The sequence below is a fragment of the Leptolyngbya sp. FACHB-8 genome (assembly GCF_014695575.1).
Taxonomy (GTDB): Bacteria; Cyanobacteriota; Cyanobacteriia; order Elainellales; family Elainellaceae; genus Vacuolonema.
On record NZ_JACJOO010000064.1, the window covers coordinates 138,795 to 154,267 of the forward strand.

Here is a 15,473-nt window from a genome sequence, read left to right on the forward strand (position 1 = left end):
GGGTATGAAGCACCCATACACAACAAAAATTGCGTAAGTTCTGACATAGGAGGCAGGGGAGACTGTATCCCACCTTCCTCTTGTGTATTAGACAGAACCCTCAGGTTGCGATTGGTCATCGCGACCCACTCATCCTTGGGTAATGACAAAATTATTCGAACTCAGTTGACCTGGACGAACATTTTGCACAGTGGCCAGAGTCACAAACTCCTGCCCGGTTCCCACACCGTCTCGATCAATCTGTAGACGGGTCGAAGTGCCTGCCGCTTCTAACCGAACATATTGGATGAAGCGTGCAAACGGTGTGCCTTGACGGAAACCTGCTAGCTTGAAGATCTCAGATAGATCAATTAGATCCTGACCGGCCTGGAAATCGCGGATTGTATCCCCCCCATCCTGCAACGTGTTGTACCGGAAAATGTCACGCCCTTTGCCCGCCGTTAAGACATCCGTACCCGTACCACCGTTTAGAATATCGGCTCCGTCACCCCCTAATAAGGTGTCATTGCCCGCGTTACCAAACAGGAAGTCGTTGCCAACCTCGCCATAGAGAACGTCATCCCCGGTTCCGTCGACTAGCTGGTCATTCCCCAACCCGCCATAAACAACATCATTGCCACCACTACCACTGAGCCTATCGTCACCCCCCAAGCCGAAGATGGCATCCTTACCACCCTGACCATAGAGGATGTCGTGGATTGAAGTCCCCCGGACCGTTTCATTCGCTCTACTTCCAGTAAATTTGCGACCGAGGGGCGACGTCACAAACTGGATAGCAGGCGGTTGAAGTGCCGTCACACCTCGCAGCCAGGTCATAGAGCCACCCTGAGTCAGCGCATTACCCGTCGCATCGGCAATGCCAGCACCTGCGGCTCTGAGCGTAAAGCTATAGCGACCCTGAGCTGTCGTTAAGGGCGCCAGATTACTCAGGGTATAGACAGTCCTATTGGCATTTGCCGTTAGGGTTGCCCGATCCAGGTTTAAAGCAACACCATTACGTGTCAGGCGCAAGTCGCTCTTGCCCAATCCCGTAACAGCTTCATTAAACCGAAGGAACAGTCTTCCTGTGGCTGCATCAAATCGGCCATCCTGCAGGGTTGCCGCGACCATATCGCATGAGACACTGGGTAGAGCCGTGTCCAGGGTATAAACCTCACCCGTCGTAAAGCCCCCAGCGAGAGTCTGACCTGCCGCATCAGCGATGGTTGCACCAGACAACACATCCAATCTCAGATCACCCTGCCCCGCTGTGATGTTGACCGTGACATCAATCGCATTACCCTGATTGGCAGAAACGGATGCGACAGTCGCCTGCAGATTTCCTGTTCGGTTCAGCCTGAAGTCATTGATGTTGACACCCTCTACCGCTTCACTAAAGTTGACGGTAAAGACTACGCTACTGGCCCCTGTAACAGGTGTAGTCGGAGTTTTCCGAAGGATGGAGGTTACGGTCGGAACAACGTTATCCAGGGTGTAAACCTGATCCACATCCGGTTCACCTGGCAGAAGGGCATAATCTACGGCATCGATAATGTTGTTGCTCGTCGCGAGATCCAGCCCAACGGTGCCGTTGAAGTTGGCCAGGTTCCCACCGGATACGGTGACGTCATACATCGTGCCACCAACCGGAGTGACTCCAGTAACCGTGGCACCACTTGTACCATTCACCTGAAAGTCAGTTGCATCAACATTCTGTACCACTTCACTGAAGGTCAGTCGGAAGACCAGGCTATCTGCATTAGTGGCAGATGTATTGGGAGTTTGTAGAGCGATCGCCGTCAGCTGAGGAGGTGCCGAGTCCAGCACGATATTCTTGATGCTCCCGAGGGAATTCGGGCTATCCAGCGCTGGCAGTGTGAGAACGGCATCATTCCCCGATACATCCTGAATCGAGCCACCATTCAAAGACAGGGCTGTCGTTGAGACATAGTTCAGGTCTTCACTCACATCCCCCTGGCCCACGACATATCGGAAGGTCAAAACATTCGTACCGCTGCCGGAGAAGTAATCGGCTACAGCATCGGTTGTCCCCGTTTCTAAGGCCAGACGTGGCGCACCTGCAACATTGGTCACCTCTGACATCTCCAGGGTAATGTCAATCACATCACCCACCTTGTAGCTCCCATTCGCAGCTAAGGAAGACACCCGCACCACTGTTGGCCCACTATTGTCTAACGTGTAGGTTTCATCTGTGGTGGGTTCCACCGTTGGCAGTGCGTTGCCGGCCACATCTATGATGTTTTGGCCTGGCTGCCCTGTTGCCAGGCTCAGCCCCACTGTTCCCGTGAAGGTCGCCAGGTTTCCACCCGATACCGTTACGTCATACACAGAAACCCCAATGCTCGTGACATTCGTCACCGTAGCGGTGGTTCCCCCCACGACGGCAAAATCATCGGCTGTCACGCCAGTAACCGCCTCACTAAAGCTCACGCGGTAAACCAGTGAGTCGGTACTGGTCAGTTGATCAATTGGATCTTGTCGGGTAATTGCGGTCAGTGTAGGAGCCGTCGTGTCAATGATGAGGTCCTTGTTCGCCCCCAAAGAGTTACCTGCACCTGGAGCGGGCAACGTCAGATCAGCAGCATTACCCGCAGCATCCCCAATGGTTCCACTGTTGAGAGTCAGAGCATTCGTGCTGGTGTAATCCAAATCGGGCGTGCTGTTTCCAGCTGCAACCGTATAGGTAAAGGTGAGGGTGTCAGTTCCACTGCCACTGGCATAGGTCGCGATCGCATCCGTCGTGCCGGTCTCCAGAGCAAGCTGCGGTGTCCCCGTAACGTTGACGGATTCCGAGAACTGCACCGTAATCGAGACAGTATCGCCTGTGTTGTAGCTGCCATTGTTCGTCGAGGAGCTAACACCCAGGATGGTTGGCTGCGTGTTGTCGAGGGTAAAGGTCTGATCAGTGGTCGGCTCACCCGGCAACAATGCATTAGTTGCCCCGTCGGTAATATTCTGGGTTCCTGCCAGGTTCAACCCAACGGTGCCATTGAAGCTAGCCAAGGCCGCATCCGCAACGACTACTGAGTACACGGCTCCACTGCCCGTCACACTGGTAATGCTGGCGGAGGGTATGCCGTTCACGGTAAAGTCCGACACATCGACCCCCTCTACCGCCTCGCTGAACGTCACTTTAAAGGTGAGGCTGTCAGCATTGGTAGGGCTGTCCGTCGGAGTTTGGCGCTCGATGGACAACATAGTGGGAGCGATGGTATCAACTACCAGGGCTTTGCTGCCCCCCAAAGACGTTGTTGGTGCATTCGGGGCAGGCAGAGCCAGGTTCGCATCATTGCCGGAGGTATCTTGAATGGTGCCGCCATTCAGGGTCAGGGCTGACGTACTGATGTACGTGAGGTCAGAGCTGTTTTGGCCAGCCGCAATGGTGTAGGTAAAGGTGAGTGTGTTGGTACCGTCACCCCCTGTATACTCGGCGATCGCATCCACAGTCCCCGTTTCCAGGGTCAACTGGGGTGTTCCCACCACATTCACCACCTCAGAAAACTGCACGGTCACAACAATGACATCGCCCGCATTGTATTGACCATCGGCAGTGGTGGATGTGACGCTCACCACCGTAGCAGCAGTGTTGTCCAGGGTGTAGCGTTCATCCGTGACGGCAGCAGATTCGGCAGTAGTTGGCAAAGCATTACCAGCCAGATCGGTGATGTTCTGCGCAGTAGCCAGGTTCAAGCCCACGGTGCCATTGAAGGTAGCCAAGTTGCCGCCTGCAACGGTGACATCGTAAATCGAGTTACTGATCTGAGTCACACCCGAAACAGCGGCGGTGCTAGTGCTATCCACCACAAAGTCTGCCGCATCAACCCCCTGAACATCTTCACCAAAGGTGACACGGTAGGTCAGGCTATCAGCATTCGTCGGGTTGGTTGTCGGCAGTTGGCGGGCGATCGCCGTCAGGCTAGGAGCCGTTGTATCAACGATGAGATCTTTGTTCGCCCCCAGAGAGTTAGCCGTGCCTGGTGCGGCTAGAGCCACATCGATCAGGTTGCCAGCCGCATCTCGAATGCTGCCACTATTCAAATCCAGAGCAGTCGTGTTGGCATAATCTAAATCGGCACTGGTTTCCCCGGCTCTAACGGTATATGTAAAGGTCAAGGTGTTGGTACCGCTACCACCGCTGTAGGTCGCCAATGCCCCCGTTGTACCACCCGTCGCTAGCGTCAGTCGAGGAGCACCTGTGACAGTGACTACTTCCGAAAATTCGAGCGTAATCGCAATGGTGTCACCTGCGTTGTAACGCCCATTCGCTGTCGTAGCGCTGACATTCGTAACCGTAGGCTGGATATTATCCAGATTGTAGGTTTGGTCATTAGCAGGAGCAGGTTCGACCAGCGGCAGCAGGTTGCCTGCCAGATCAGTAATATTCTGGGCGGGCGCGAGGTTGAGCCCGATGGGACCATTCACACTGGCCAAATCTCCGCCAGAAACCGTGACATCGTAAACCGTGGTTGAGCCGTTAACCGCAAGAACATTGGTGACGGTAGCGGAGGTAGAACCATTAACAACAAAGTCTGCGGTATCAATGTTGGTCACCGCTTCACTAAAGGCCACCCGGAAAACCAGGCTATCAGCATTGGTCAGCTCGACCCCCGGATTTTGGCGCACAATGGACGTCACACTGGGAGCCGTAGTATCGACGATGAGCGACTTACTGCCACCCAAAGACGTCGCGGCCCCCGGGGTTGGTAAGGTGAGATTCGCATTGTTGCCACCCGCATCCCGAATAGTGCCTCCATTCAGCATTAGGGCAACGGTACTGCGGTAGTCCAGATCAGAGCTGTTTTCTCCGGTGCCGACGGTGTAGTTAAAGGTCAGAGTGTTGGTGCCGCTGCCGCTGACGTAATCGGCGATCGCATCATTCGTTCCCGTTTCCAGAACCAACTGCGGGGTTCCCGAAACCGTCACGATTTCCGAGAAGGTAATGGTGATAGGAATCAAATCACCCGCGTTGTAACGGGTATCCGCAGCAGCAGAGGTGACGCTAGTAACCGTAGGCAGAGTATTGTCAAGGCTGTAAACCTCATTCAGGGCAGGCGGTGCGGAGGGTAACGAGTTCCCAGCCAAATCCGTGATGTTTTGCCCAGTTGCGAGGTTGAGCTGTAGATCTCCGCTGTAGTTGGCCAGGTTACCGCCAGAAATGGTTACGTCATAGACGGTATTCCCTGTTCCCTGCACAGGGGTTACGGTAGAGACTGTAGCCGTCAGCGGGTTGGGGCCCAAAGCGAAGACAACAAAGTCAGAGACATCCACCCCCAGCACCGCTTCATTGAAGGTCACCCGGTAGACCAAGCTATCAGCATTGGTAATCGGTGCCAGCGGTGTCTGTCGGGTCAAGGCAGTCAGCACAGGTGCAGCCGTATCAATGATCAGGTCCTTATTGGCTCCCAGAGAACTGGCCGTCCCAGGCGCAGGCAGGGTCAGGATAGCCACATTACCGGCCGCATCCTGAATGGTGCCAACTAAGGCTGCCGTGCTCACATACTCAAGGTCAGCGTTGGTATCTCCGGCTTGGACGGTGTAGGTGAAGACAAGGGTGTCGCTACCACTGCCACTAGCATAGGTTGCTACACGATCGGTTATCCCTGTTTCCAGCGTTAATTGGGGAATACCCGTGACCGCGACCTTCTCCGAAAACTTGACGGCAATCTGGAGAACATCTCCAGCGTTGTAGCGCCCATTTGCCGTCGGTGATGTTACATTCAGCACCGTAGGCGCGACGTTGTCGATGGTATAGAGCTGGTCGGTTGTAGGCTCCACCGTTGGCAAGGCATTGAGCGCTACATCGGTAATATTTTGTTGAGCCGCCAAGTTCAGCCCAACATCACCGTTGAAAGCGGCCAGGTTCCCCCCCGAAACGGTGACATCGTAAACCGTAGCAGAGCTTCCCACCGGAGTTACTGCTACGCTCGTCCCCGTAGCCCCTGTCACAACGAAGTCTGCCCCATCCACCCCTACCATGGTTTCGCTAAACGTTACCCGGAAGGTAACGCTGTCCAGGTTGGTGGTAGCAGCACTCGGCGTTTGCCGAATGATTGATAACAGATTGGGGGTAGTGGTATCAACAACCAAATTTTTATTGGCAGCCAGGGAGCCAGTTGCGCCAGGAGCTGCAAGGGACACGTTGGCGTTATTACCGGCCAGATCCCGAATCATGCCTCCATTCAAAGCCAGTGCTGCAGCGCTGTGGTAATCCAGATCAGCAGCAGTATCCCCGGCTTGAACAATGTAGGTAAAGGTGAGGGTGTTGCTACCGCTTCCACCGGTATAGGTGGCCAGGCGATCGCTAACACCTGTTTCTAGCGTTAACTGCGGGGTACCTGTTACATTCACGGTCTCCGAGAACTGGATTGTAATGGCAATGGACTCGCCCGCTTTATAGCTTTTATCCAACGCTGGCGAACTCACACCACTCACTGTGGGAGCTGTATTGTCGACGTTATAGGCTTGGTCAAATACCAATGGGTCGCCAGCTGGCTCGGCGACAGGCAAGGCATTACCCGCCAAGTCGGTAATATTCCGGGTACTGGATAGGTTAAGCCCAACACTTCCATTAAAGTTAGCCAGATCGCCACCTGAAACGGTCACGTTGTAAACCGTCCCGTCAGTGCCAACAGGTATCACGCTTATGACGGTTGCGGTGGTGAGCCCTCCAACTGTGAAGTCGGATATATCTACGCTTTGAACCGCTTCGCTAAAAGACACCTGGAAGGTCAGACTATCGACATTGGTTGTGTTAATAGTCGGGTTTTGCCGGGTAAAGGAAAGCAGGCTCGGTGCCGTCGTATCCACTACCAGATTCTTACTTGCCCCTAGGGAATTAACAGAATCCAATGCTGGCAAGGTCAGAGCCGCATCGTTACCAGCAACATCTTGAATGGCCCCACCGTTGCCTAATTGCAGGGAATTGATATCTACATAATTCAGATCAGCGCTGGTATCCCCGGCTGCAACGACATAGGTAAAGGTGAGAATTTTGCTGCCACTGCCACTCGTATAGTTAGCCGTTGCCCCTGTTGCACCGTTCCCCAAGAGCAGCCGTGGAGCACCCGTAACGGTAACAACTTCCGAAAATTCAACCGTAATTTGAATCAAGTCGCCTTCGTTGTAACGTCCGTTAGCGGTAGGAGACGTCAATTTAACGACGGTTGCTGAAGTATTGTCGACGGTGTAGGCCTGATTGGTAGCCGGTTGGGTTGGCAATAACGGGTTACCTGCCAGGTCAACAATATCCTGCTGAGCAGCCAAGGCAAGGCCAACCGTGCCATTAAAGTTTGTTAAACCGGCCCCACTAACCGTCACGTTGTAAACCGAAGGACTACTCCCCGGGGTTACGCTCGTGACAGTTGCTGTAGAACCTCCCGTGACGACGAAGTCGTCAATAGTTAGAAGGGGATCTGCATTCGGAAGAACATTGTTTACACCTTCATTAAAGGTCACCTGAAACACCAAGGTGTCAGCATTGGTAACGGCCCCTGCCGGAGTCTGGCGGACGAAGGAGACCAGGGTAGGAGCTGTGGTGTCGACGATGACCTCACTGGTAGAGTTGAGTGAGCCCGTAGTGCCGGGAGTTGGCAAGTTCAGCACAGCATTGTTGCCAGCCGCGTCCCGAATGGCACTGCCATTCAACATGAGAGCCGTAGTGCTTTGGTACGCGAGGTCTGGGCTGGTATTGCCAGCTTGAACCGTATAGGTAAAGAGCAGAACCTTTGGATTGGTGGCATCAACGCCGCTGTATGTGGCGATCGCATCCACCGCCCCCGTTTCTAAAATCAGTTGGGGCAGTGAAGTCGAGGACGAACCTTGCACCACCGTAATGGCTTCTGAAAACTCGACAGCCAGGGTTATTTGATCCCCGGTATTGTAGCGAGTTGGTGTGGCTGATGCAGGCACAGCAGAGACATTGACCACTGTGGCAGCAACATTATCCACGTTGTAGGTTTGGTCGTTCTCAGGAGTGGGTTCTTGGATGACGAGGGCATTACCCACGACATCACGAATGTTGCTAGTTGGCGATAAATTAATGCCAACCGTTCCAGATGGAAGATTCGTCAAGTTACCACCCGCAACCGTGATGTCATAAACACCTGGAGAACCGGCTACCGAGCTCACCCCCAGAATGCTGGCCGTTGTGCCGGTAACGACGAAGTCAGAGGGATCAACATTAATGACCGTTTCATTAAAGGTGGCCCGAAAAACCAGGACATCGGCATTTGTATTAGCACCCGCAACGGGCTGCCGCAAAAACGACACCAACGTGGGAGGCGTGTTATCCAGGCTGTATTCTTCTTCTGCCGTCAGATTTGTACTCACAAACGGCGTACCACCAGCCACGGCAGTAATATTTTGACCAGTCGCAAAGTCTAGATTGAGCGTACCGTTATAGCCTGTAATTCCAGTCACGGCAACGTTGTAAACCAAAGGCGTGACCTGGGTGACAGCAATAGAGGCTCCGGTAGTATTACCACCAGACAGCACAAAATCTGTAGGATCAACATTCTGTACGCCTTCACTGAATGTGACCTGAAATGTCACATTGTCAGCATTCGTGGAAGCGCTTGTCGGGTTAAGTCGGGCAATACTCGCTGTAGTCGCTAGCAGTCCAGAATAGTTTTCTAAAACCCCATTTTGAAAAGCTGGAGGTGCAGTGACGCTGCCGCGCTGTGTGTCTAGTACCCAGTTACCACCCTGATGGCGATGGCCGATGGGAGTACTGCTAGCCGCAATGCTAGCGCCTGTAAAGTCATAAAGCTTTTCGAGAAACTCGGCTCCAGCATCCCCAGTGGCAACATTACAGCCATAGAGCAATAACTCAGCACCAGGTACTGCGAACCATGATTTTAGTTGAGTTGCATAGCGGTCAATTGTTGCAAGATCTAGTTGAGCGGCACCCAAATACAAAATGCCAGGCGATCCATGGGAAATGATATGTAGGGCTACCGTAGTTAGCGCAATCTTTTCTCTATGGACTTGGAGAATCCGAGTAATTTGCTCAATTCCGTCTCGCTGAGGTTCAAGTATATAAACATTAGCCCCACTAGCAATACCATTTGCTAGACTCTCAGGGGCCTCAATAGAGGGGTCGATAATAACAATTGTGGAAGCAGCAGGCCGAATGTCAGAAGCGCTGCTTTGTTCGCGGGTAAAGCCAGCGGTCACGGCACAATAACTCATGGTAGAACCTCGTAAAGCCGATGAATACTTCGCGACACTTCCAACGCCAATCCGAAGTATTTTTAGACACCTATAGCCTTCCCAAGCTCTACCGAAGGAATACCGTGATAATTACCTAACAAAATCTTGAAATCCCTAAACAATGGGAATTTATAGCTCTTCAAGAAATTAGTTTTCTTCTAAAAAACTCGGTATTTTTAATGAGGACATTTATAGAAACAGAAGCTCTAAAAACAACTCTTTCTATTATTTAGAAACAAAAATGTATAACTTTATTTTCAATAGAAACATCCTCACAAGAGAAATCTCACTAAGCAGCCATAAAACATCCCACTTTCTATAAAAGTAGCGTTCTTTAATAAGTTAGTGAAACACTCAGTACTTTTTCTTAGTTCCCATTTAGATATGCTAATTTTTTCGGCTAAAAATCTTTGTAGATAGTTTCCTCGGTATTTCTTCAGTCATTAGTCAGCAGGCATCATTAAACATGCAATCCAAAATGCGTATCAGCTGCACGAGTGACATAACAAATGCGCACAGCACTGTAGTTGAGTTGAGCTACTTAACCTGAGTTCGGGTTAAGGGCGTTTTCGAGTGCCGCGCGTTGCGCGGCACTCGAAAACGCTCATTTTGGCGTGCGCAAAGCGCACGCCAAAATGAGCACTTCAGCTTATCCCGAACTGAGGTTACTTACAGCATTTTTCAATTTCATGAGGTGCCGGAAAGGGATGTGGGACGATGCCCCTTACCCCTCTCCTGCGCCACATGAAATGGAAGGGAGTATAAGAACAGCTGGATCATTCATAAAAGGGAAGAGCTGGAGCTATGGCTCTAACTCCTTCCTTTCATCTAAAACATCTGCAAAGGAGCCTAACCCTGTTCAGCCCACTCAGTAGCTTCCCGTTTGGCATAAATATTTTTTAGATGCTTCTTGACTGTATCAATCGTCACAAAGAGCTTGGCCGCGATTTCGTTATAGGTCATCCCCATGCGACGCCACACCCAAACCTCTGCTTCCCGGGGGGTGAGCTTGAATTTTTTGATTTCGGCAACCGCCGCCCGCCGTACTGTTTCCTGCCGATCCTCTAGCACAATCAGAAAACACAGACCCTCCGTCTGCTCTAACTGCACCGTCTGAACGCGAACGCGGATGTCGTTACCCGGACCGGTGTAGAATTCTCCCTCCATGAGAGCAAGGCGTTCGGGAGCGATCGCCCCATCACTGGCCTTGCGCAGTAACTGGTAAAGTTGCCAGATTTCATCAGCGACAGGAGCAGTGGTAGGAGTTTCCTCTAAAAGTTTTTGGCAAATTTGATTGGCATAGGCGTTGGAAAAAACAATGTCGCCGTGGTGATTCAAAACCAGAACACCATCGGGGAAGAAGTTGACAAGGTCGTTGATTTTCATGTCTTCGTGGGGGGCTCAATGGGACAAGAAATACAGGCTCTAAGACCCGACAGCCAATGAACCGAATGCATTAGCGGCAAGCGGTACGTTGAAGAAACAGGAATTACAGGGAATCACGACGGGAATACACAGTTGGGGGCTGGCAAGCTCAAGCAATTTTTCTGATGGATATGACCCAGACTTCGTTAGAAGTGCATATAGACGATGGCATTTTCCGGAAGTGCCACGAAACTGGGATTGATGTACTTGCAAAAATTTCTACAGTGAGCCCCTATGAAATTTCGGCAAAGTTGCAGAAAGAAAAATAAGGAAGCCCTAAAGCGGGCTTCCTCAAAGCGTAATTATTACGTTCTGTTGATCAACAGGTTCATGGAAAAAAGGGGGAGCAAAGCTCCCCCTTTTTTATTGCTTAACGCTTCGCGAGCTTCTTCGACACCTTCCGGAGGCGAATAGACTCAGGAGTTACTTCTAGCAGCTCATCGGGACCGATGTACTCTAGAGCCCGTTCCAGGCTCATATCGATGGGAGCCTGAAGCTGTACCAATTCCTCACCACTGGAAGCGCGGTGGTTGGTCAGCTGCTTGGTCTTACAAACGTTGAGCTCCAGATCTTGAGGACGATTGTGCTCACCCACAATCATGCCCTTGTAGACCTTCGTACCGGGGGTAATGAAGAAAACACCCCGATCTTCAGCGTTCTTCATGGCATAGAAGGTAGCCGTGCCTTCTTCAAAGGAAATCAGCACCCCATTGCGGCGTAGTTCCATATCACCCGAGAGGGGGCGATAGTCGAAGAAGCTGTGGTTCATGATGCCTTCCCCACGGGTCATGCGCATGAAATCACCCCGGAAGCCAATCAGACCACGAGCCGGGATAACGAACTCAAGCTGAGTCCGTCCCATATCGCCAATCCGCATGTCCTGCATTTCGGCGCGACGCTGGCCCAACCGCTCGATACAGCTACCGGACGCACTTTCGGGCACGTCGAGCACGAGCATTTCATAGGGCTCGCAGGGCTGACCGCCGACTTCACGGTAAATCACCTGAGGCTGAGATACCTGGAATTCGTAGCCTTCCCGACGCATAGTTTCAATCAGGATGCCCAGGTGAAGTTCACCACGGCCTGATACAGCAAACTTGTCGGGAGAGTCGGTGGGTTCTACACGTAGAGCCACGTTGGTTTCCAGTTCGCGCATCAGGCGATCGCGCAACTGACGCGACGTAACAAACTGTCCTTCCTGACCTGCAAACGGCGAGTCATTGACCGAGAAGGTCATTTGCAGAGTCGGCTCGTCTACCTTAATCAGGGGCAGCGCTTGAGGAGAATTCGGATCGGTAACGGTCTCGCCAATGTTGGCATCTGCAAAACCAGCAACGGCAACGATATTGCCTGCCGTAGAGGAGGCAATTTCAACCCGCCGTAGACCTTCAAAGCCTAATAGCTTGGTGATTTTGCCCTTCACAATAGAACCGTCTTCCTTCATCAGAGCCGCCTGCTGCCCCATGTGGATGGTGCCGTTGTGAATCCGTCCAATAATGATGCGGCCCAGGTAATCAGAGTAGTCCAGGGTTGTGACCTGCAATTGCAGGGGCTTCTCAGGATCACCGACGGGAGCCGGAACGTGCTTCAAAATGGCGTCAAACAGAGGCTGCATATCAACGCCTTCGTCGTCCAGGTCGTTTTTAGCAAAGCCACCGAGGCCAGAAGCAAACAGGTAAGGGAAATCACACTGATCGTCATCTGCACCCAGTTCGAGAAACAGATCCAATACTTTATCGATCGCCCCAAAGGGATCGGCCTGGGGACGGTCAATCTTGTTCACGACCACAATAGGACGCAGGCCCTTTTCCAATGCTTTTTTCAGTACAAAGCGGGTCTGGGGCATGGGGCCTTCGTTGGCGTCCACAATCAGGATGCAGCCATCAACCATGCCCAGAACACGCTCCACTTCACCGCCGAAGTCAGCGTGACCCGGAGTGTCAACAATGTTGATGAGGGTTTCTTTGTAATGAACAGCGGTGTTTTTGGAAAGAATGGTAATGCCCCGCTCCCGCTCCAGGTCGTTGGAGTCCATCACGCAATCCGGAACCTCTTCCCCCTCACGAAAGGTGCCAGATTGTTTCAGCAGTGCATCAACAAGCGTAGTCTTACCGTGGTCAACGTGAGCAATAATGGCAACGTTGCGAATGGGAGAAAGCATAATAGAACCTGAATTGGGAGGGATTGGATGGGGAGGCCGAGGGGGCCTGCGACCCGGAACGCGATCGGACTCGACTCCCCGGCTGAGGAGTTCATAGAAAAATGAGTCTAAACAAACCGCAATATTTCTATATTAAGTTCACAATGGTCAATTGGGCAGGGGGAAAACCGATCGCTTATTTTATTTCCCAGGCTCCTTTAAAGAAGTCCAATTCGCATCGCATAGCGTAACGGTAAGTGGCTTCAACGGTACGGCCTGCATGAGCGTAGCGATCGGTGAGTTCAGCCAGTTGTTGAATCAATGGTTCGAAGTCACCACTACTATAAGTTTTTATCCAATTGCTATAGGGATGATCAGGAATACCCCCTACAGCTAACTCCTGGCCTAAAAATCCATAAAGCTTCATGCAGGGCAACATTGCTGCCGCCGTCATACCCACTTCTTGCCCCCATGCAGTTGCGAGTAAAAAGTCGGTGTACTGACGGGTGGCAGCACCAGGTTGCACGTCCCGCAGGTTAACTCCCCACTCTGCTGCATAGGATTGGTGCAGCTTTAACTCTTGCAGCACGCCATCTGCCAGTGCGTGAAATGTAGAGAAGCCATTCCAATCAGGAGCTTTCGCCGCTGCAACACTATAAGCGCGGGCAAAGGCTTCCAGGAAGAAGGCATCTTGCCCAACATAATAAGCAAAGATCTCGCGGGGTAGGGTGCCGTCACCAATGCCCTGGACGAAGGGATGGTCGAGGCAGGCGATCGCCAAGTCTTGATTGACGTTCCAGAGGGTATCAGCCAGGGTCATGGTTAGGGGAATGAGAGCTATCTAACAAGGATTCCCAGGTGGGGTCTGGGAAGGAGCAGGGTGAACAGGGATATAGCGAGAGCCATTTAGGTTAGGACATGAAAAGCGAGTACTTCGGTTCCCTTCTCACGTCCTAACCCAAATGGCGAAGAGGATAAGAGTGAGGCCGCTCCAGTTCTTTTGGATAGTAAATAACCTCAGTTAAGGGCATTTTCGAGTGCCGCGCGTTGCGCGGCACTCGAAAATGCCCTTAACCCGAACTCAGGTTAAATAGGGTGCAGAAGTCTCGTCGGAGGCGCGTCACCCTCCAAACCTGCTGGCTGGGGAGCAGCTCTTCGTATTTTTCGGTGTTAGAAATGCGAAAAGGGGGCCTAAAGCCCCCTTTATGTCCACAGTATGGCCAGTAATTAGTTGGCGGAAGCCTTGGCAACCAGAGGTGCTTCGGCACTGACCAGACGCTCGTAGGTGGCGCGCATCTTTAGACCAACTAGCACCTGGAAGAGACCAGAACCGTTTGCGGAACCGGGGTACTCTTTGTGCTTCAGCAGCAGCTCGGTCAGTTCACCGTAGTGCTTCACAGAGGTGTTGCTGAGGTGGCTTTCGATGTAGATCACTTCTTCCAGGCGATCGAATTGACCGTCGACTTCCAGAACGGAAACACTGTTGCCGTAGTATTCGTCGGGGCCGTAGTGGAGACGAATACCGGGGTAAGAGCAGGTCAGCTTGCGGCCGCAGGGGATCCAGTCGATGGTGGAGCCTTCGTCAAACAGGTAGGCGGGCTCGAAACCTTCGATGCCATCCTTCTGGATGAGGCGAACGCGAAGAACTTTGCGCTCGGTGTCGTTGGGGATAAGCTGGGTGGGAAGAATTTGGATAACGACGTCAGCGTATTGCTTTTGTACGTCAATGTAGGCTTCGAAGTCGGGGCGACGGGAGTTGATAGCCGCCATTACGTCTTCGTAGGTGTGGCCGCGCTCAGCCATGTCTCGCTGGATCTTCCAGGCGATTTTCACTTCGTCGTCGATGTCGAGGTAAACGCTAAAATCGAGCAGCTCACGAACGCGCTCGTCGTACATGGGGTGCAGGCCTTCGATTACCACAATGCGGTTGGGGTGAACGGTCTCAGGAGGATCGATCATGCCCGTCTCGTGGTTGTAGATAGGCTTCTCGATGGACTTGCCTTCTTTCAGAGCTTTGATTTGCTCATACATCAGATCGAAGTTGTTAGCCGCAGGGTTCAGAGCGGTGACACCGTGCTCTTTCCGCTGCTTCCGATCCAAAGAGTGGTAGTCGTCCAGACAAATGACCGTCATCATTTCCTCGCCAAACAGGTCGGCAAGACGACGGAGAAACGTGGACTTGCCGCAGCCGGAATCCCCTGCGACGCCGATGAGTACTACACGGTCGATGTGACTGGTCATAATTCCCTCAAACTACCCTACAGAAGACACAAGTTATCTGAAACGCAATACCCGCCCTACGACAAATCACCGGCAACGGCACTAAAAGACCGCATTGATCGCAACGTGACCTGTTTGTCAGGATGACGCTGGCCGGTGATGCATGACATTTAAATTTAGCAGGAATGATCCCCGTAATTAATCCAACGGAAAAACAAAGCCCGCAAAATGCTCGGGTGAATACACCTGTCGTTACTAGGTATTAATACCATCCATTATGGCTGATCCTATCAGAAGAGGGGCGATCGCTACAAGATGATCTGTCGGATTCCAGATTTTTTAAGTCCGACCTGAATGTATTCATATTAAAAGGAAGAGGGGCAATTGCTACGAAGCATGAAGAAATATCTACCTAATTCCTGAATGTAAAGAAGCTGTGAAATTGAAGCGAAAGTAACATTTCGCAACGAAAGAGGCC

General features: G+C 52.1%; 5 protein-coding genes. All 5 read right to left on the minus strand.

Going from position 1 to position 15,473, the window contains the following annotated elements:
• Nucleotides 1-129: 129 nt before the first annotated feature.
• The 5 genes from H6F91_RS16635 to H6F91_RS16655 all read right to left on the minus strand — a co-directional run bounded on the left by H6F91_RS16635 (nucleotide 130) and on the right by H6F91_RS16655 (nucleotide 15,016).
• Nucleotides 130-9,189: a DUF4347 domain-containing protein gene (locus tag H6F91_RS16635; RefSeq protein ID WP_190789404.1), complete on the minus strand. Its 9,060-nt coding sequence runs from the start codon at nucleotides 9,187-9,189 to the stop codon at nucleotides 130-132.
• A gap of 870 nt (nucleotides 9,190-10,059) precedes the next feature.
• Entirely contained in the window at nucleotides 10,060-10,596 is a 537-nt protein-coding gene (locus tag H6F91_RS16640; protein WP_190771929.1) for a helix-turn-helix transcriptional regulator, read from the minus strand.
• Between the two features lie 409 nt (nucleotides 10,597-11,005).
• Nucleotides 11,006-12,796, minus strand: a complete 1,791-nt coding sequence (gene typA, locus H6F91_RS16645; protein ID WP_190771930.1) for a translational GTPase TypA — start codon at nucleotides 12,794-12,796, stop codon at nucleotides 11,006-11,008.
• A 175-nt stretch (nucleotides 12,797-12,971) separates the two neighbouring features.
• A complete protein-coding gene (locus H6F91_RS16650) occupies nucleotides 12,972-13,595 on the minus strand; it encodes a TenA family protein (protein ID WP_190771931.1) in 624 nt (207 codons plus the stop codon).
• 407 nt (nucleotides 13,596-14,002) lie between these two features.
• Complete coding sequence (locus tag H6F91_RS16655; protein ID WP_190771932.1) at nucleotides 14,003-15,016, minus strand: phosphoribulokinase; 1,014 nt, start codon at nucleotides 15,014-15,016, stop codon at nucleotides 14,003-14,005.
• Nucleotides 15,017-15,473: the final 457 nt, after the last annotated feature.

Coding starts and splice junctions, on each gene's coding strand:
- H6F91_RS16655 (WP_190771932.1), bottom strand. CDS start 15,016: ATGACCAGTCACATCGACCGTGTAGTACTCATCGGCGTCGCAGGGGAT.
- H6F91_RS16640 (WP_190771929.1), bottom strand. CDS start 10,596: ATGAAAATCAACGACCTTGTCAACTTCTTCCCCGATGGTGTTCTGGTT.
- typA (WP_190771930.1), bottom strand. CDS start 12,796: ATGCTTTCTCCCATTCGCAACGTTGCCATTATTGCTCACGTTGACCAC.
- H6F91_RS16650 (WP_190771931.1), bottom strand. CDS start 13,595: ATGACCCTGGCTGATACCCTCTGGAACGTCAATCAAGACTTGGCGATC.
- H6F91_RS16635 (WP_190789404.1), bottom strand. CDS start 9,189: ATGAGTTATTGTGCCGTGACCGCTGGCTTTACCCGCGAACAAAGCAGC.